18 protein-coding genes are annotated in these 19,129 nt (G+C 63.3%); 12 read left to right on the forward strand and 6 right to left on the reverse strand.

Annotation, left to right across the window (positions count from 1 at the left end; all coding sequences use genetic code 11):
• Positions 1-3: 3 nt before the first annotated feature.
• The 5 genes from J2Y41_RS05985 to bioB form a co-directional block, all read right to left on the reverse strand.
• Positions 4-1,158, reverse strand: coding sequence for a cytochrome P450 (locus tag J2Y41_RS05985; protein WP_309927104.1), 1,155 nt, complete (start codon positions 1,156-1,158; stop codon positions 4-6).
• A complete protein-coding gene (bioD, locus tag J2Y41_RS05990; RefSeq protein WP_309927106.1) occupies positions 1,155-1,838 on the reverse strand; it encodes a dethiobiotin synthase in 684 nt (227 codons plus the stop codon). Before bioD ends, J2Y41_RS05985 begins: the two co-directional genes overlap by 4 nt.
• Positions 1,835-3,049 carry an 8-amino-7-oxononanoate synthase gene (locus tag J2Y41_RS05995; RefSeq protein WP_396133479.1) on the reverse strand — a complete coding sequence of 405 codons (1,215 nt, stop codon included), beginning with the start codon at positions 3,047-3,049 and terminating at the stop codon, positions 1,835-1,837. Before J2Y41_RS05995 ends, bioD begins: the two co-directional genes overlap by 4 nt.
• A gap of 8 nt (positions 3,050-3,057) precedes the next feature.
• Positions 3,058-4,422, reverse strand: coding sequence for an adenosylmethionine--8-amino-7-oxononanoate transaminase (gene bioA / locus J2Y41_RS06000; protein WP_309927110.1), 1,365 nt, complete (start codon positions 4,420-4,422; stop codon positions 3,058-3,060).
• Positions 4,423-4,678: 256 nt separating this feature from the next.
• Positions 4,679-5,713 carry a biotin synthase BioB gene (gene bioB, locus J2Y41_RS06005; protein ID WP_309927112.1) on the reverse strand — a complete coding sequence of 345 codons (1,035 nt, stop codon included), beginning with the start codon at positions 5,711-5,713 and terminating at the stop codon, positions 4,679-4,681.
• Between the two features lie 208 nt (positions 5,714-5,921).
• On the opposite strand from bioB, the gene J2Y41_RS06010 reads away from it, so the two are divergent.
• Complete coding sequence (locus J2Y41_RS06010) at positions 5,922-7,598, forward strand: hypothetical protein (RefSeq protein WP_309927114.1); 1,677 nt, start codon at positions 5,922-5,924, stop codon at positions 7,596-7,598.
• 116 nt (positions 7,599-7,714) lie between these two features.
• The gene (locus J2Y41_RS06015) at positions 7,715-8,710 is read left to right on the forward strand and encodes an SDR family oxidoreductase (RefSeq protein WP_309927116.1); all 996 of its coding nucleotides are present in this window, start codon (positions 7,715-7,717) and stop codon (positions 8,708-8,710) included.
• Positions 8,711-8,776: 66 nt separating this feature from the next.
• Here J2Y41_RS06015 and J2Y41_RS06020 read toward each other — a convergent pair whose 3' ends face one another.
• On the reverse strand, positions 8,777-9,952 hold the full coding sequence (locus J2Y41_RS06020) for a zinc-dependent alcohol dehydrogenase (protein WP_309927118.1): 1,176 nt from the start codon (positions 9,950-9,952) through the stop codon (positions 8,777-8,779).
• Positions 9,953-10,086: 134 nt separating this feature from the next.
• Between J2Y41_RS06020 and J2Y41_RS06025 the strand changes: the two genes are divergently transcribed.
• From J2Y41_RS06025 to J2Y41_RS06070, 10 genes are all read left to right on the forward strand, one after another.
• A complete protein-coding gene (locus J2Y41_RS06025) occupies positions 10,087-10,308 on the forward strand; it encodes a hypothetical protein (RefSeq protein ID WP_309927120.1) in 222 nt (73 codons plus the stop codon).
• A gap of 237 nt (positions 10,309-10,545) precedes the next feature.
• Complete coding sequence (locus J2Y41_RS06030) at positions 10,546-11,046, forward strand: hypothetical protein (protein WP_309927122.1); 501 nt, start codon at positions 10,546-10,548, stop codon at positions 11,044-11,046.
• 27 nt (positions 11,047-11,073) lie between these two features.
• Positions 11,074-11,706, forward strand: coding sequence for an SIS domain-containing protein (locus tag J2Y41_RS06035; protein ID WP_224091293.1), 633 nt, complete (start codon positions 11,074-11,076; stop codon positions 11,704-11,706).
• Positions 11,707-11,796: 90 nt separating this feature from the next.
• A complete protein-coding gene (locus J2Y41_RS06040) occupies positions 11,797-12,867 on the forward strand; it encodes an alkene reductase (RefSeq protein WP_309927125.1) in 1,071 nt (356 codons plus the stop codon).
• Between the two features lie 229 nt (positions 12,868-13,096).
• Positions 13,097-13,795, forward strand: a complete 699-nt coding sequence (locus J2Y41_RS06045) for a GntR family transcriptional regulator (protein WP_224091297.1) — start codon at positions 13,097-13,099, stop codon at positions 13,793-13,795.
• A 181-nt stretch (positions 13,796-13,976) separates the two neighbouring features.
• Positions 13,977-14,978, forward strand: coding sequence for a sugar phosphate isomerase/epimerase family protein (locus J2Y41_RS06050; protein ID WP_309927127.1), 1,002 nt, complete (start codon positions 13,977-13,979; stop codon positions 14,976-14,978).
• 3 nt (positions 14,979-14,981) lie between these two features.
• A complete protein-coding gene (dhaL, locus tag J2Y41_RS06055) occupies positions 14,982-16,730 on the forward strand; it encodes a dihydroxyacetone kinase subunit DhaL (protein ID WP_309927130.1) in 1,749 nt (582 codons plus the stop codon).
• A gap of 2 nt (positions 16,731-16,732) precedes the next feature.
• Positions 16,733-17,215, forward strand: a complete 483-nt coding sequence (locus tag J2Y41_RS06060; protein WP_224091300.1) for a ribose-5-phosphate isomerase — start codon at positions 16,733-16,735, stop codon at positions 17,213-17,215.
• Positions 17,216-17,217: 2 nt separating this feature from the next.
• Positions 17,218-18,207: a 3-hydroxyacyl-CoA dehydrogenase family protein gene (locus tag J2Y41_RS06065; RefSeq protein ID WP_224091301.1), complete on the forward strand. Its 990-nt coding sequence runs from the start codon at positions 17,218-17,220 to the stop codon at positions 18,205-18,207.
• A 19-nt stretch (positions 18,208-18,226) separates the two neighbouring features.
• On the forward strand, positions 18,227-18,991 hold the full coding sequence (locus J2Y41_RS06070; RefSeq protein ID WP_309927133.1) for an SDR family oxidoreductase: 765 nt from the start codon (positions 18,227-18,229) through the stop codon (positions 18,989-18,991).
• The last annotated feature ends 138 nt before the right edge of the window (positions 18,992-19,129 follow it).

Consider the following 19,129-nt stretch of genomic DNA (forward strand, 5'->3'; position numbering starts at 1 on the left):
AGCCTACCCAGGGATTACTGTCACGGTCCGGGGAGCCTGGAACGATAGCAAACGGAGCCATTCGGGGTTGGGGTCCCCGAGCCGGACCCCGTTCAGCGCCGCGGTAGTTTCCTGAACCACGACGACGGTCTCCAGCTCGGCGAGTTTGGCACCAAGGCAGCGATGGATTCCGGAGCCGAAGGCCAAGCCGTAGGGCGTGGGTCCCTGATGGTCGGTGGCTTCCCCGGCAGACTCACCGCTGCCTTCACCGGCTGCCCACGGAAAGCCGTGGTTCCCGGTCAGCTCCACCAGGATTTCCTCGCCCGCAAGGATGTGCTCGCCGTTAAGCTCGGTATCGCGGGCGGCCACCCTCCGCCAAGTGGGCACGGAAGACTCGGTAGCCAGCACATGACGAACAATCCCGCGGGCTTTGGCGCTGGAGGAGGCTTCGTCCCAGGAGATTCCGCGCGAGCCCTCGGCCAGACGGAACAGCGTGGTGCTGATGAGCTGCGTAGTGGTCTCCTGGCCCGCGATGAGCAGGAAGTAGCCCAAGGAACAGATCTCCGGCGTGCTGAGTCCGTGGTCTGCGAGTGCCCTGAACAGGTTTGTTGCGCCGGGAACTATCGGTGCCTCCACCGATTCCAGGACCAGCTCCCGCAGCCAGGTGTAGAAGTCCGCCGCGGTCTGGGCCAGCTCGAGCTGCCGTTCAGAATCCGGCCAGCCCCAGAACAACTCAAGGGAGTCCAGGCTCCACGCCTTCAACCGGGGGAGGTCGCGGACAGGAAGCCCCAGCATCTCCAACATGATGACTGCCGGCGGATACGCGGCTACTGCCTGCACCAAATCGACATTTCCCGCAGAACCAAGGTCCTGGGCTGCGGCCGCGGCCGACTCCCTGGAGAGCTGCCGGATGCGCGGTTCCATGGCGGCCACCTTGGCAGGCGTGAAGAAGCCCGCCACTACCTTGCGGATAGCTGCATGTGAGGGGGAGTGGTTGCTGGCCAGAACGGGTGGAAGGGCGAAGCGCGCTTTCTGCAGGACGCGGAGAGCCTGACCGCTCAGGGGTGTCACTGCCAGAAGCGCATTGGCAGGGCTGAAGTCTTCGGGCCGGTGAAGGACCTCGCGGACGGTGTCCGGATCGCGCAGCACCTTATAGGGGCATGTAGTAACGGTGCTCATGCCGGCACCCCGGCAAGCCAGGAGGCCGCGTGTTCGCGGAACACGCCCGGGTCCATTCCGGCGGCTTCCTGCCGGATAGCACCCAGCAGCGGCACAGGCCAGCCGGAGATGGTGGCGCGGTTGCTGCGCTCCACAGCGCCAGGGACAGCAGGCCAGCTGCCAAGCACAACACCGACCACCGGCAGGCCCCGCCGATCGAGGGCTTCAAGCGTCAGCGCCGTGTGGTTCAACGTGCCCAGCGACGGCCGTGCCACCACGGCGAAGCCAGCCGAATCGCCCAGGAGGGTGCCCAGGTCAGCCAGCGTCCCGCCGTCGTGGTCCAACTCAACAAGCACCCCACCTGCACCTTCCACAAGGACGTGGTCGTGCGTGTTGGCCAGTGCACGGATTCGCCGGGCATGCGAAGCAAGCTGCGGCAGCACCACCTCATCACAGGCAGCCGCGGGGACGGGAGCCAACGGCTGTTCGAGTACGATGCCGGCCTCGGCCGTAAGCGGGCCGGCAAGCCGCACTACTTCCGCGCAGTCCGAATCGCCGTCCACGTTGCCGCTTTGGCAGGGCTTGTAGACCGCTACCGAGCAGCCGCGTTGTTTGAGGGCCGCCGCGAATGCCGCCGTCGTGATGGTTTTCCCGACGCCGGTATCGGTACCGGTCACCAGGATGATGCGGGGAAGTTTCATGAGGTTCGCTCCAGGATGTCGCGCAGCACTGCGCAGGCGTGGTCGAGGTCGGTGGGGGTGAGATTGGCACGGGCCGTGAGTCGCAGGCGGGAGATTCCGTCCGGCACCGATGGTGGCCGGAAACAGCCCACCTGGACGCCGGAAGCGTACGCGGCCTGGCTCGCTGCCAAGGCAGTTTCCGCTGATGGCATGGGGATGGATTGCACCGCTCCGGCACACCGCTCGACGGCGGCTGGGAGTTCCAGCGCGGGTTGCAGTCGGGCGGCGAGAGCGGCTGCGTTGTTATGGACGGCCGCGGCGCGCCAAGGTTCCTGCCGGATGATCCCGACGGCGGCCATGGCAGCAGCCGCTGCGGGCGGGGCCAACGCGGTGTCGAAAATGAAACTCCGCGAACGGTTCACCAAGTGCTCCCGCAGCAGCCTGGAACCGAGCACCACCCCGCCCTGGCTCCCCAATGCTTTGGACAGGGTGGCCGTGCGGACAACGCCCGGATGGTCCGCCAGGCTGGTGCCCGCGACCGCACCGCGCCCCTGAAAGGCGCCAACGCCGGCAACGCCCAGGCTGTGTGCCTCGTCGACCAGCAGAACGGCATCGTGTTCCTGGGCCAGGCTGAACAACTCCTGCAGGGGAGCGGCATCCCCGCCCACACTGTAGATGGACTCCACAACAACAAGGGCCCGCGGCTGTGTCCGGTCCGCCAGGAGGCGTGCCGCATCCGCAGCGTCATTGTGCTTGAATTCCCGCACCTCGGAGCGGCTCAGCCTCAAACCATCGATCAACGAGGCATGGCAGTACTCATCCGCCACAATCAACGTTCCGGGACCACCCAAAGCCGTGGTGACACCCAGGTTGGCGAGGTAGCCGGAGGAGAACACCAACGCAGCTTCCGCTCCGGTGAACAGGGCAAGACGGTGCTCCAACTCAAGATGCAGCTCCGTGGTGCCGGTGACCAACCGGGACGATGCAGCGCCAGTGCCCCAGCGCCTGATCGCGTCCATGGCAGCTGCCGCCATACGCGGGTCGGTGGACAGGCCTAAGTAGTCGTTGCTGGCGAGGTCGATCATCCCGCGGTGGCTGCCGCTATCACTGCCGCGGGCGCCTTCACTGGCGCGGGCGCGGTCACTGGCGCGGGCGCCGTCGCGCACTGTCGGCCTCCGCACCAGCCCCCGGCGCTCGCGGACCTCTGCCTGTTGTTCCAACCAAGTGGTCATGGAGACGCTCATGCTCTGGCCCCCATCCTCTCTGCGGCGGCGGAGACTGCCGCCACCATGCCCGCGGTGATGGTCCTGATCTGGGAGGTTGAGCTGATGTACGGCGGCATCGTATAGACGAGGTTGCGGAACGGGCGGACCCACACGCCATGCTCCACGGCAGCCCGGGTCACTGCAGCGACATCCACCGCGTCCGCCAACTCAATGACGCCCACCGCCCCGATCGTGCGGACGTCCCTGACGCCGTCGAGCCCCAACGCCGGGGCCAAGCCCTCCGCGAGGCCTGCGCCTACGCGGTCAACGTCCGCACACCAATCCCCGTCCCGCAGTAGTCCGAGGCTCGCGTTGGCCACGGCACATGCGAGCGGGTTGCCCATGAACGTGGGGCCGTGAAGTAGTGCCCCAGCACCACGATTGGAGACCATCTGGGCAACCTCACCCGTGCACAACGTTGCGGCCAGCGTCATGTACCCACCCGTGAGCGCCTTGCCGACGCATAGCATGTCCGGGACAACGCCGGCATGGTTCGCCGCGAACAACTCGCCTGTTCGTCCGAAACCAGTGGCGATCTCGTCCAGGATGAGCAGCAGGCCATACTCGTCAGCCACCTCACGGAGGATTCGCACACACTCTGCCGGGTAGATGAACATCCCTCCGGCCCCTTGCAGGACAGGTTCCACAATGATCGCGGCGAGCTCGTTGGAATGCTCACGTGCCAGCTCCTCAACTGATGTCCGCCACTCACTGATAACTGCTGGGCTGGCCGTCGCCGCGGCTGGAGGACGCGGCGCGAACACGTTATCCGCCAGCAAGCCAGGGAACGCGGAGTGCATACCGTCAACGGGATCACACACGCCCATCGCCGCGAACGTGTCGCCGTGATAGCCGCCGCGGACCGTCAGGAAACGCTGCCGTTGTGGACGCCCGGACGCTGTTTGGAACTGCACCGCCAGCTTCAGGGCAACCTCCACTGAGATGGAACCGGAATCAGCCAGGAACACGCGCTCCAACCGACGGCCGGGCTCGCCTGGTGCCAGCGCCAGCAGGTTCTCCGCAAGATCCACTGCAGGCTGATGCGTCAGCCCACCGAACATCACATGGCTGAAGGACTCCAACTGGCGCTGAACCGCGGCATCCAGCACAGGATGGCGATACCCATGGATCACCGACCACCACGACGACATTGCATCCAGTACCTCATGCCTTCGGCCGTCCTCGTCCCGAAGCCGCAGCGCCACGCCGTCGGCCGCTTCAACTTCCCAGAGCGGCAGCGTCCCGGACGCCGGAGCGTAAGGATGCCACAGGCTCGCCCGATCGCGCTCGATCAAGGAACCTCGCTCGATCAGGGACTCCCGCTCGATCAGCGACGTCATCGGGACAACCGTCCGTGACGCGAGCACTCTGCCGACCATCCCAGCGGCGTCACCTGGACCTTCATCCGGCGGCGGCACTGCGCACAATACCTGGGCGGTTCCATCGCCAACCGTTGTTGGCAGCCCTGGTGGGGGTCCGATGTCGGGTGGGGGTCCGATGTCGGGTGGGGGTCCGACGTCGGGCGCTCGCCTTGGGTGCCGGCAAGCGCGCCCCCGCAATGCCCGCAGTAGTCCGCCGTCATTGCGCCAACCGCGGTCATAGTGACTTCTGGAGTTCCTTGATGGGCATGTTGAGCTCCACCAGGAGGTTCAGGTCGGCGGTGGCGGGGCGGCCCAAGGTGGTGAGGTAGTTGCCCACGATCACGGCATTGATGCCGCCGAGCAAGCCATCGCGGGTTCCGAGATCCCCGAGGGTCAGTTCGCGGCCGCCAGCGTAGCGGAGCACTGTGCGGGGCATGGCGAGCCGGAAGGCGGCGATGGCGCGGAGGGCGTCCTTGCCGTCCATGATGCCCTGGTTTTCCAGCGGCGTTCCAGGGCGCGGATTGAGGAAGTTCAGCGGAACTTCGTGCGGTTCCAAAGCCGCCAGCTGGGCGGCGAGTTCGGCCCGCTGCTCCAGGGTTTCGCCCATGCCGATCAGGGCGCCGCAGCACAGTTCCATGCCGGCGGCCTTGACCATGTTGCAGGTGTCCAGCCGTTCCTCGTAGCTGTGTGTGGTGACGACCTCGGGGAAGTAACTGCGGGCGGTTTCGAGGTTGTGGTTGTAGCGGTGGACGCCCCACTCGGCCAGCTGGTCGACCTGGCGTTGGGTCAACATCCCCAGGGAGCAGGCGATGTTGATCTCAACTTCCTCGTTGATGCGGTCAATCGCGAACTTGATCTGGTTCATGAGCTTGATGTCCGGGCCACGCACAGCTGCGACGATGCAGAACTCCGTGGCGCCGGTGGCGGCTGTTTCCTTGGCGGCCTTCACCAGCTCGGGGATATCCAACCAGACGCCTCGGACAGGGGAATCGAACAGGCCGGACTGGCTACAGAAGTGGCAGTCTTCAGGGCAGCCGCCGGTCTTGATGGAGATGATGCCTTCAACCTCGACGTCCTCGCCGCAGTGCTTCAGCCGGACCTCGTGGGCGAGCTGCATGGCCGCGGGTATCGCTTCGTCAGGAAGTTGGAGGATCTCCACAAGTTGGGCTTCGTTGAGGCCTTCACCACGCTCAAGGACCTGCTCGCGTGCGATGTCCAGGATGGCGTAGGCAGCGCCTGCTGGGGTTCGATCAGTTGTTTGGGTCGTCATGGACTTGACGGTATCCGTGGGCGCGTTACGCGATTTTGTGGGGTCCGCACAAAGTGGACTCACGGTTTTTGGAGCGCCCTTATGGCTTAGGGGTGAAAGAGCTGGTGCAGAAGTTACAGCTGTGAAACATCGTTGTGACTGATTTGACCCGCCGCGTGACTAGCGTCGTTGGCGAAGCACCGACCACGAATCTTGAAAGTGAGCCCGGATGAGCGACGTTCTGACAGACACCCAAAGAGCTACGACGGCGGGGAACGCCGATGCGATGAGCGCGGCGAAGGAGAGCCTGGAAGACTACACGCTCCGGTTCGCCCCGCGCTCCTACCGGAAGTGGAGCGCGGGTGTGGTGGCGACCAGTGCGCTGGGCGGGATCGCCTACCTGGCTGACTTCTCGATCGGGGCAAACATCGGCATCGCCTACGGCACCGTGAACGCGATCGTCGGCATCATCGTGGCCGCAGTGATCATCTTCGCCACGGGCTTTCCTCTGGCTTACTACGCCGCCCGCTACAACATCGACCTCGACCTCATCACGCGCGGGTCAGGCTTTGGCTACTACGGTTCAGTGGTCACGAACATCATTTTCGCGACCTTCACCTTTATCTTCTTTGCCCTCGAGGGCTCCATCATGGCCCAGGGCCTGCAATTGGGGCTTGGCGTCCCGCAATGGCTTGGCTATGCCGTGTCCACCATCATCATCATTCCGTTGGTGATCTACGGGATGAAGACCCTTGCTACTTTGCAAGTGTGGACCACGCCCTTGTGGCTGCTGCTCATGGTGGTTCCCGTTGGCTATCTGCTGCTGTCACACCCGGAGAGCATCGACGCCTTCTTCGCGTACACCGGTGCTTCGGGCGGGGGCGGGACCAACCTTGCCTCCGTGATGCTGGCTGCCGGTGTTTGCCTTTCGCTGATGGCCCAGATCGCCGAGCAGATCGATTACCTGCGCTTCATGCCACCCAAGACCGCGGAGAACAAAGGCGCTTGGTGGCGTGCCGTAATTCTTGCCGGACCCGGTTGGGTTATTTTCGGTGCCATCAAGCAGGTCGTGGGCATGTTTATTGCCATTTACTTGATCGCCCGGCTGGACCCCGCCGCGTCCGTGCACGCCAACGAACCAGTCCACCAGTTCCTGGGCGTGTACCAGGAGATGATGCCTGCGTGGCTCGCGATGTCCCTTGCCGTTGTGTTGGTGGTCATCTCGCAGATCAAGATCAACGTCACCAATGCCTATTCCGGCTCGCTTGCCTGGACTAATTCGTTCACCCGCATCACCAAGACCTACCCGGGCCGCATGGTGTTCGTGGTGGTCAACCTGGTGATCGCATTGGTCCTCATGGAGTCGAACATGTTCGAGTTCCTCAACACGATCCTTGGCTTCTACGCCAACTGCGCCATGGCCTGGGTGGTCACAGTCGCCTCCGATATCGCCATCAACAAGTACCTCCTGAAGATCTCGCCCAAGGTTCCTGAGTTCCGCCGGGGCATGCTTTACGCCGTCAACCCGGTCGGTTTCGTTTCCATGCTGGTGTCGGCGGGGGTGTCCATCGCGGTCTTCTTTGGGGCTTTCGGTGCCGGAGTGCAGCCGTACTCGCCAATTTTCGCCGTCGTCCTTGCTTTGGTACTTCCCCCGGTCCTGGCTTTGGCGACGCGTGGCCGCTACTACCTCCGCCGCGCCGATGACGGGATTGACCTTCCCATGTTCGACGCCGACGGAAACCCCAGCGACGAGAAGCTCCTCTGCCACATCACCGGACTTGAGTTCGAACGCCCGGACATGCTCCGCTCAGGCCAGGACGGTCCCGACGGCGAACCCCGCTTCATCTCTTCCCTTGCCTTGCCCACGGATAAGTCAGGCGCACTGGTGCTGCCGGCTCAAAAATAGGCGCGCTGCCCCAAGTAGGTCGCATTAGATGTCGTTTTGGGCCCTCAAAACGGCATCTAATGCGACCTAGTTGGGCTGACGCTGCACGCGAATAGTCAGGGTGCTTAGAATGAGGCATGGCACAGGATGAGCGGAATGAAGAGGCCGGGCAGGTCGAGTCAACAACCGACCTCGACGAGGACATCGTGATGGCGCTGGAAAACCACGTCCTGAACCCGGCGGAGGATCCTGAAGAGGCATCAGATCCACGGACGATGTATCCGTCGGGGGAGTTCGAACCGCAAACCCAGGACTACCCGGGCTGGACCGAGGCAATGATTCCGCGCCCGGATCACGGGGAGCAAAGTTACGTGGGCCATCACCGGATGATGGGTTTCCGGACCTTGATTACAGGCGGCGACAGCGGGATTGGGAAAGCCGTGGCGATTGCCTTCGCCCGTGAAGGCGCAGATGTGGCGTTCACGTATTTGCCGGAAGAGGAACAGGACGCCGAATTGACCGTCCAGTTGATCGAGGCCGCGGGCAGCCGTGCCCTCGCGCTGCCGGGGGATCTGCGGGACGAGGAATTCTGCCAGGAAGTCATCGCCCAAACCATCGAGGAATTTGATGGGCTGAATGTCCTGGTCAACAACGCAGGTTTCCAAATGACTACCAGCGAGGGGATCGAAGACCTCACCAGCGAACAGTTCGACCGGACCTTCAAGAGCAACGTCTATGCGCTCTTCTGGCTTACCAAGGCGGCCTTGCCTCATTTGCAGCCGGGGTCATCGATCATCAACACCTCATCGATCCAGGGCTACCATCCGAGTCCCTCGCTCATTGATTATGCCGCCACCAAGGCAGCCATCAACAGCATGACGTTCTCGTTGGCAGAGTCCCTCGGTCCTAAGGGAATCCGGGTCAATGCGGTTGCTCCGGGGCCGGTGTGGACCCCATTGCAGCCACCAACCCAGCCGGAGGAAAAGATCGTAAAGTTCGGGCAGGACACACCCCTCGGCCGGGCCGGTCAGCCTGCTGAACTTGCCGCGACGTATGTGCTCCTTGCGACAGAGGAGTCCAGCTACATTTCCGGCTCGGTTATTGGGGTTACCGGCGGGAGGCACCTCGCATAGGGAGCCTCCTGGTATCCAGCCGGTATAGCCAGCCAGGCAGTTCCATCAATGAGATCCTTCACGAAATCAGGGCTTGAGCACCACCTTGATGCAGCCGTCCTGCTTCTTCTGGAATTTCTCGTACAAGTCCGGTGCATCGTCCAAACCACCAGTGTGGGTGACCAGATGCATGACTCCCAGCGGATCGGCGTCGTCCTCTACCAAGGGGAGCAGCTGGTCAGTCCAGTTGCGGACGTTGCATTGCCCCATGCGGAGTTGGACTTGCTTGTCGAACATGGTCATCAGCGGCATGGGATCGGCCTGGCCACCGTAAACGCCGCTGAGTGAAACGGTGCCGCCGCGGCGCACCATATCCACAGCTGTGTGGAGGGCAGCAAGGCGGTCCACGCTCATCGTCTCCATGGCTACCTGCGCCGGCTTGTCAGGGAGCAGGGAAACCGCCCGGTGCAGGAATGATGCCACCGGGGAGCCGTGGGCTTCCATGCCCACTGCATCCACTACCGCGTCCGGGCCCCGGCCGAGGGTCTGTTCGCGGATCTGGGCTGCAACGTCCGGGCTGTAGTCCATGGTCTCCACCCCATGTTCTTCCGCCATGGCCCGGCGCTCGGGAACGGGATCTACGCCAATGACACGGAAACCCTTGTGGAGGCCAATTCTGGAGGCGAACTGGCCCACGGGGCCGAGTCCCATAACCGCCAACGTGCCGCCCTCGGGGACGTTCGCGTATTCCACGGCCTGCCACGCAGTGGGCAGGATGTCCGAGAGGAACAGATAGCGTTCATCGGGGAGGTCTGAATCTACTTTGATGGGCCCATAGTCCCCGAAAGGCACACGCAGGTACTGTGCTTGGCCACCCGGGACAGAGCCATAGAGTTCGGAGTATCCAAAGAGTGCGGCCCCTGTGCCCTTGGCTTTGACCTGCGTGGTTTCGCACTGCGACTGGAGGCCTTGGTTGCACATGTAGCACCGGCCGCAGGAGATGTTGAAGGGCACAACTACCCGGTCGCCCTTCTTGAGCCGGTGGACCTCCGGACCCACTTCTTCGACGATTCCCATGGGCTCGTGGCCGATGACGTCGCCCTTGTGCATGTAGGGGCCCAGGACTTCATAGAGGTGCAGGTCCGAGCCGCAAATGGCTGAAGATGTTATTCGGACGATGACATCCGTGGGTTCCTGGATAGTGGGATCGGGGACATCAATAACGCTCACTGAGCGTCTTCCTTGCCACGTCACTGCTTTCACAATCGCTCTCCCTGCTTTGGGGGCTGGAGGTGTCCCGCGCTGCAGGAGACCTTCCCAGCGAAGCAGAGTTGGCAGCGGCGCACAAGGTCTTCGGTAGCCTCGACAGCCCCGGATGCCGGGCCTAGATTGAGGCTATGAGCGAAGCATTGAGCGAACCGGACCAAACGTCTTCCGAAAGCGCAGCGCCCGCTGAAGCCTCAAAGCCCGCGGTACCTGCCGACGTCGAGCATGAGGGCAGCAGCGCCGGGACGGGTGACTTCACTACCGAAGTGGACCCTACCTTCATCCCTGATGAAAGCGGCGAGACGCCGGAGGAGAAGCGCGCCAGGGAGCATCCAGAGCCGACGGGCAGCTAAACGCGCCTGATTTTGCAGCAGTAGAACGACGGCGGTCCGCAGCGACCGTCCCGGGTCACCTGCGCGCGCCACTTAGTAAGTAACCTGATAATTGGTGTTAAGCTGAGAGGAGATAGCTGTCCACGTGATCATAAAGCGTTTGGAACGAGCACGGGATGGGTACAACTTTGGGTACTAAGCACAGCATGGGCTAGGGGCGGCGCCCAAACAAAGCCGTTCGCGAGGGAGGCAATCCACATGGACACAGGACAACTGGTATTGATCATCGTGTTGGCCGTCGTCGTAGTCGCAGCTGTGATTATTGCGGTAGTAGTTGGGCGTAAGAAGAAGACCGAGCTCAATCGCCGTCGGGCAGGGGAACTGCGCGAGAAGGCAGACCAGGAAGCCGTCGGCGCACACCAGGCGAAGGCCCAGTCGGCACAAGCCGAAGCAGCTGCCGTTCAGGCAGAAGTCGAGGCCAACCGGCTCCGGCGCGAAGCCGACCGGCACGCGGAAAAGGCCGAAGAAGCCAGTGGCCGCGTTGAGGAGCACCTGCGCCATGCCGACAAGGTGGACCCCGATGTCAGGACCGGCCGCGACCGGGAGAACGACACCGATCGTGAACGTGACCGTGACATGGGTTCGCGTGACGAACGGCTAACACGGGATCGCTCGGCACGGGAAAGTGTCAGGGAAGAGCCTTTGCGGGACGACTCTGTGCGGGACAGTTCCAGGCGGGACGGAGATAGGAACGTGTAAGTTCCTACGGTGAAACGGAGGCAGGAAGTGAGCATCGTGGTAAGGCGACCGGGACAGGTGGTGCGCCCGACGGATTCAAGGCAAAAGAGGCATGCAGTTGACGTCGTTCTTGGCCATTTGGGCGAGATCGGCCCCGCGGTAGCGGCCCTGCGCCGTGAATCGTCGCGGCTCGCTGAATGGGGTGAGGAACTGGCCCGTGTCCGTCTTCGTGGCGGAAGCGTTTTTGCTGCCGGCAGCGATGGCTCTGCCCACGAGGCACAGAGATTCACCTCCGAACTGGCGGCCCACGATGCCAATTATGGTTCGCCCGGCGATGGTTCTGCCTTCAAGGCCATATCTGTCAGCAATAGCGCCAATGACGGCGACCGCGCAAGCATCAGCGACCAGATTCGAGGGCAGGTTCGCCGCGGCGACATCGTGGTGTTGCTCGCTGCGAAGGGAATCACGGATGATCTCCGGGAGGCCGCTGCCGCTGCCAAAGCCGCCGGAGCACGTGTTTGGGCGTTGACCGGCAAGGAGTCCAAAGACCTTGCCCAGGCGGTCAACGAGGCGATCTGCATCGACACTGATCCGCCGCATGCTGAAGAAGCGCACCTGGTTGCCGTGCTGGCCCTTTGCGAATGCTTCGACGACGCCATGAAGCTGCGGGGCCAAGGCTAAACAGTCTGTGATCTGCCTCTCAAGCGGAATAGTTGCAGACGCTGCACAGTTGCCCAGAATGAACCTGATTCATTCTGAAAGGAACTGCGCATGCTGTTTTCCCCCTTGGCCCTCGGTGAGCTTGAACTTCCCAACCGACTCGTGATGGCGCCTTTGACCCGGCTGCGGGCCGGTGCTGAGGGAGTTCCGGGGTCACTGATCGCCGAACACTACCGGCAGCGCGCGTCCCTTGGTTTGATCGTCAGCGAGGGAACATACCCGACGCCGGCTGGTCAGTCGTACCCGGGCCAGCCTGGCCTGGTGACGGAAGCGCAAATTGCAGGCTGGAAGACGGTCACCGACGCCGTTCACTCGGAGGGTGGACGCATCTTCGCCCAGATCATGCACGGTGGCCGCGTTTCGCACGCCGACATCACGGGCGGCCACGAAATCGTGGGCCCGAGTGCTGTTGCCATCGAGGGCGAAGTCCGCACGCCCAATGGTAAGCAGCCTTACCCGGTGCCCCGCGAACTCCGCACCGATGAGCTGCCGTCAGTCATCCAGGAGATCGTCACTGCTTCCAAGAACGCGATCGAGGCAGGATTCGACGGCGTGGAACTCCACTCCGCCAACGGTTACCTGCTGCACGAATTCCTTGCGCCCAACTCCAATATCCGGACCGACAGCTATGGTGGGTCCCCGGAGAACCGCGCGCGCTTTGTGATCGAGACCGTCAATGCGGTGGTTGAGGCACTGGGTGCAAACCGCGTGGGTATCCGTATCTCCCCGGAACACAATGTGCAGGGAATCGCCGAGACGGATGCAGCCGACGTCCGCGCTACCTACGAAGTGCTGGTGGAGACCATTGCGCCGCTCAACCTGGCGTACCTCAGCATCCTGCACCACGACCCCAAGGGCGCCCTGGTCCAGGATCTTCGCGAACGCTTCAACGGCACGTTCCTGGTGAACACTGGCTTCAGCCAAATCACGACGCGCGAGGAAGCTCTTGCATTGGTGGCCGATGGCCTCGCGGACGGTGTTGTGGTTGGCCGCCCAGCCATTGCCAACCCGGACCTCGCCCGCCGTTGGCGTGAAAGCCTCCCGCTCAACGAGCCGGATGCGTCCACGTTCTATGCCGAGGGCGCAAAGGGTTACACGGACTACCCGTTCTACGCCAACTAACCACGCAGAACCCCAGCAAGACCGCGACGCCGGCACTCACGCGAGTGCCGGCGTCGTGCTTTAACGTGTGCCCGCCCAACTAGGTCGCAGCACTGCGCGTTTTGACGGCTCAAAACGCGCTCTGCTGCGACCTAGTTGGGGGGAGTCGGGGCGGAATGTGACAGGGTGAGATAGCTGGTGCGGGAGACGTCCCGGGCTTGTGCGCGCCCGTTCCTATAGGATTTGTGGCATGTCTGAACCTTCGCCGGCTCTTGCCCGCCCCGGCTTTCCCGTCAGCCGCCAGGTGTTGGCCGATCACGTTTATGAAGCCCTCCTCGAATGGCTCATGGATGGTCGGCTCGAACCCGGGGCGGCCGTCAGCATTGACGGAATGGCGCGGGAACTGGACGTTTCCCCCACTCCGGTACGTGAGGCGCTGGCGCGACTGGAACATACGGGCATGGTGCGGCGCGTAGCGCTGAAGGGGTATCGCGTAGCCCCCGTGTTCACGCGGGAGGACTTCGCGGAACTCATGGAAGCACGGCTTTCCATAGAGCCTGTGAATGCCCGCCTGGCGTGCGAGCGAATGACTTCGGAAGGCTTGGACGCATTGAAGCAGGCTGTTGAGGATCTCAAGACGGCACCCAGGGGCGGTACGTTTGCCGAGTACCGCAGCTACCTCGAGGCTGACGAGCGTTTCCACCAGTTGATCGCGGCGCAAGCCAGGAACCAGTTTCTCCTTGCCGCTTACAACACACTGGGCGGCCAGATCCAGCGCTTCCGGTTGTTTGGGGGAGTGGGTATCACGGATGCGGAGCAGGCTATCGCCGAACACCAAGCCGTGCTCGACGCGATGTCCAGCGGAGATCCGGGGAAAGCGGCGGAGGCAATGATCCAGCACGTGGAAAAGGTGCGGGGTAGGGCCATGGCTGACGCGCCCGAAGACTGAACACCCACCGATCCCTAAGGGCCTGCCGCGAACGCGGCGGGCCTTTTTCATGTGCAGCGTGACCCCCTTCACAGACATATGTATGACATATAGGATCTAGGAAGTTTCGCGAAAAGGGTTGACAGCTTTGCTTGGTTCGTAAATCCTATAGGAAACAGGATTCCACGAAGGAGTGTTCACCATGGCGTATACCGCCGAGAATTGGCCCATCACCGCGGCCCTCCTGCAGTTCCCCGGCACCGACGCTGCGGGGCGGCACATCAACGACGCCGATGCTTCCGTGTGGGCGGGCGTCCTCCAGGAAGTGAAAGAGGCGGGCTTTGCCAACGCGGACCTCACCGACAGCTGGGTCCGTCCGGGCGATCTCAGTACGGATCGCCTGACCGAGTTCAAGCAGACGGCTGACGAAGTGGGAATCGGAGTGCCAGTCATCTCCGCAATCCGCCGAAGCGTCATCCACCAGACGGACTGGGCCGACAACCTCGCCTACAGCCACCGCACCATCGAGGCCGCTGCGGAGCTCGGATGCGAGGTTGTCTCCTTCGGACTTCACCAGGCCATCACGCGGGAGCAGCAGAAGCAGTTGTGGTTCTGGACGGTGGAGGGTTACAAGGACCCGGTAGGGGACAAGGAAGCGTGGGGCAACGCCGTGTCCCGCCTCCGCGAACTTGGCAAGCACGCAGCAGAAGCCGGCATCCTCATCTCCCTGGAAATGTACGAGGACACCTACCTCGGCACCGCTGATTCATCCGTGCAGCTGGTCCAGGACATCGGTCTGGACAACGTCGGCCTCAACCCGGACCTGGGTAACCTGATCCGCCTGCACCGTCCCATCGAGGACTGGCGCGAGATGGTGGCCAAGACCCTGCCGTACTCCAACTACTGGCACATGAAGAATTACATCCGCGACGAAGATGTGGCCCGTGACAGCTACATCACCATGCCCGCACCCATGGAAAGCGGTCTTATCAACTACCGCGAGGCATTCAAGTTCGCTCTCTCGGTCGGCTTCCAGGGCATCCTCTGCACCGAGCATTACGGTGGCGACGGGCTCAGCGTCACGGCCAGCAACCAGGAATACCTGCGCCGTCACGTCCTGCCGAAGACCGAGGGTTACAAACTCGGCACGAGCCAGGTCGCGCAAGGCCGGCAACAGCCCGCGACAGAATTCGCAGGAGTCTAAGGAATGACACAGATTTTCGACAACCCTGCAGACTTTGCCGATGAAGCCCTGGACGGCTTCGTGGCTGCCAACCGGGGCTATGTTGCCAGGGTGGATGGCGGCGTGGTCCGCTCCACCGAAGTACCTGCCGGGCAAGTGGCGTTGGTGGTCGGCGGCGGTTCCGGGCACTACCCGGCCTTCGCCGGATTGGTCGGCCCCGGTCTCGCAACCGGCTCGGCCTGCGGCAACATGTTCGCCTCCCCGGCGGCCGGCCAGGTATACCGCGTGGCCAAAGCGGCCAATGCCGGAGGTGGGGTTCTGCTCAGCTACGGCAATTACGCTGGCGACGTCCTGCACTTCGGACAGGCACAGCTCCGCCTCAACGCCGAGGGCATCGAAACGCGCACTGTCACCGTTACTGACGACATCGCCAGTGCACCCATCGACCAACTCGGGAAGCGCCGCGGCATTGCGGGCGACCTGACGGTCTTCAAGATCGCCGGTGCCGCCGCCGAAGCGGGACTGAACCTTGACGACGTCGAGCGTTTGGCCATCAAGACAAACTACCGGACCCGGTCCCTCGGCGTGGCTTTCGACGGTTGTACGCTGCCTGGTGCCAAGGATCCGCTGTTTCACGTGCCGGCCGGGCAGATGTCCCTGGGCCTTGGAATCCACGGTGAGCCCGGCATCTCCGAGCACCCGATGCCCACCGCGTCCGAGCTTGCACAGCTTCTGGTTTCGAAGCTGCTCGCGGACAAGCCTGAGGACGCGGGGGATCGCGTGGTGGCGATCGTCAACGGCCTGGGCACTGTGAAGTACGACGAGCTCTTCCTGCTGTTCGGCAAGGTCGAAAAGCTGCTCACCGCCGCTGGCCTCACCGTTGTTGAACCGGAATGCGGCGAGCTGGTGACCAGTTTGGACATGTCCGGACTGTCCCTGACGCTGCTCTGGCTGGACGATGAACTCGAACAGTATTGGGCCGCTCCCGCCGATACTCCCGCTTTCCGCAAGGGCAGCATGGCACCCCGCGCAGCACGCGCCGAGGCAGCGATCGTCGACGCCGAAACCGCCGACGTCGAACAGCCCACCCAGGCGGCGGCGGAACTCGGGCGGCAGGCCGTGGCGGTTCTCGGCCAGGTCCGCGATGTCGTCGTCGAACACGAAGACGAGCTCGGCAAGCTGGATGCCATCGCCGGCGATGGTGATCACGGAATCGGGATGCGTCGTGGCGTCGACGCTGCGGCTGCTGCGGGCGAAGCCGCATCCGGCTCATCGGTAGCGCGGGTCCTTGCAGCGGCCGGCGAGGCCTGGAGCGAACGGGCAGGCGGAACGTCCGGCGCGCTGTGGGGTTCGGCGGTCATCGCGGCAGGCCAAGCACTCGGCAACCGTGAATCGTATTCGTCCCGCGATGCCGCCGCCGCGGTGAAGGCCTTCGTCCTGGCCATCACCGAACTCGGCAAGGCCGAGCCCGGAGATAAGACCATGGTCGACGCCCTCCTGCCATTCCGGGACGCCTTCCTGACAGAGCTCGACGGCGGTGCTCCCGTTGATCGAGCACTGGCAGCAGCCGCTGCGGCTGCTGAATTGGCTGCCGCGCAGACCGCTGAACTGCGGCCGCTCAAGGGCCGGGCGCGCCCACTTGCCGAGAAGAGCCTCGGCCATCCGGATCCCGGGGCAGTCTCCTTTGGCCTGATCGCCACAAGGATCTCCCAACACATTGATTCACTACTGGCCAGCGCTGCTTCAGCGTCTCCGGCCGGAAACGGAGCCTAAGAATGAGCGACACACAAGGCTGGCGCATCGTCGTCGGCAACGACGAAGCCGGAGTGGAATACAAGCAGGCACTCCTGGCCTTGCTGGAATCCGACCCGCGCGTTGCAGCAGTGACCGATGCCGGAGTCGGTGCCAACGATTCAACGGCCTATCCCCACGTTGCAGTCGATGCCGCCCGCAAGGTAGCTGACGGTGAGTTCGATCGGGCCCTCCTGATCTGCGGCACCGGGCTGGGCGTGGCCATTGCGGCCAACAAGGTCCCCGGAATCCGTGCGGTGACCGCCCACGACAGCTACTCGGTGGAGCGGTCCGTGTTGAGCAACAATGCACAGGTCCTTACGCTCGGGCAGCGGGTGATTGGCTTGGAACTGGCCAAGAAGCTCGTAGGGGAGTGGCTCGGCCACCGCTTTGACCAAAACTCATCCTCCGCCGCGAAGGTGGACGCCATTTGCTCCTACGAGCCCAACTACACGAAGGCAGTTTGATCATGACCATTCCTGAAGCAACCGAAGGCACCGCGAAAAACGCAGCCCGGAAGATCGCCGTCGTCGGCTCCGGTTACATGGGTGGCGGCATCGCCCAGGTCCTGGCACTCGGCGGAGCGCGCGTGGCTTTGGCTGATGTCTCTGCCGAGATCGCGCAGAAGAACTTCGACCGCCTCCTGGTTGAGTCTGACCAGTTCATTGCCGATGGCCTTTTCCCTGAAGGTTCCACGGAGATCCTCAAGCAGAACCTGTGGGCCGCGAAGGACATTGAGGAAGCCGTTGCGGACGCCGACTTCATCGAGGAATGCGTTCCCGAGGTCCTGGAAATCAAGCATCAGACGCTCGCCCGGATCAGCGCAGCTGCCCGCCCGGATGCCCTGATTGGCTCCAACACCTCAACGATTTCCATTGCCTCCCTGGCAGAAGCCGTGACCAACCCCGAGCGGTTCCTGGGCGTGCACTTCTCCAACCCGTCGCCGTTTATCCCCGGCGTCGAGGTGATTCCGCACGCCGGCACCGACGCCGCCACGGTAGCCGCTTCCCGCGAGCTGGTCCACGCGGCCGGCAAGCAGACCGCCGTCGTGAAGGACGTTACGGGTTTTGTGCTCAACCGCCTGCAGTACGCGCTGTTCCACGAAGCTGCGCAGCTGGTGGAGCAGGGCATCGCAACAGCGGACGACGTCGACACCCTGGTGCGTACGACGTTCGGCTTCCGCTTGCCGTTCTTTGGTCCGTTCGCGATCGCGGACATGGCCGGTTTGGACGTTTACAACTTCTGCTACAAGTCCCTGCAGACCGGCTTCCCGGAGCGGTTTGCGACGCCGAAGATCCTATCGGACCTCGTGGAGGCAGGCAAGCTCGGCACCAAGACCGGCGCGGGCTTCCTCAACGTCCCCGCCGAGCGCACCCCGGAGCTCATCGCGTACCGGAACAAAGCCTACGTCGCCATGCAAAAGCTCATTGAAGAGCTCGGCCCGGCACCCATCAACTAACTTTTTCAGGAGAAAACACATGTCTTTCCCCGCTGAACGCACCGCCATCGTCACCGGTGCTGTTTCCGAGCGCGGCATCGGCCGCGCCACAGTGAACTACCTGGCCGCCCAAGGCTGGAACATCGGCATCATCGATCTCGATGACGCCGCCTGCAAGGCTGCAGCCAAGGAAGTTGCTGCAGAATATGGGGTCCAGGCCCACGGAGTCGGCGCGAACGTCGCCAGCGAAGCCGAAGTCCGGGCCGCCATCGATGAACTGGAAGCGGAGCTGCCGCAGATCGTCGCCCTGGCCAACGTTGCCGGCGTCAGCTCGCCCATCGGCTATCTGGAACTCGAACCTGCCGAGTGGGACCGCGTGCTGAACATCAACCTCAACGGTGTCCACTACGCCACCCGCCGGGTGGCCGAATCCATGGTCAAGAACCGGATCGGCCGCATCGTGAACATCTCGTCGGTCTCCGCCCAGCGCGGTGGTGGCACGTTCTCCAAGACCCCTTACTCGGTTGCCAAAGCCGGTGTGATCGGCCTGACCCGTGCCACGGCCCGGGAACTGGGCGAATACGACATCACCGTCAACGCGATCTCACCAGGCCCCATCGACACCGACATCATGGGCGGCACGTTGAGCCAGGAACGCAAGGACGAACTGACCAAGGACCTCGTGGTGAACCGCGTGGGCTCCACCAGGGACATCGCCGCCGCTATCGCCTTCCTCATCAGCGAGGACTCCGGATACATTTCCGGCCAGACGCTGAATGTGGATGGCGGGCTGTACATGCACTAGGGCGGGCCGTGAAGACCCCTGACGTTATGAAGACCTGGACCAGAGAACGCAAGATCTACCTTGCCGTGGGCGTCCTTGCCTGCGCAGTGGGCATGGTGCTCATTTTCTTCCCGCGCTGATGGCGCGCTTCCTAAGCCA

The sequence above is a fragment of the Arthrobacter sp. 1088 genome (genome assembly GCF_031455315.1).
In the GTDB taxonomy this organism is placed as follows: Bacteria; Actinomycetota; Actinomycetes; order Actinomycetales; family Micrococcaceae; genus Arthrobacter.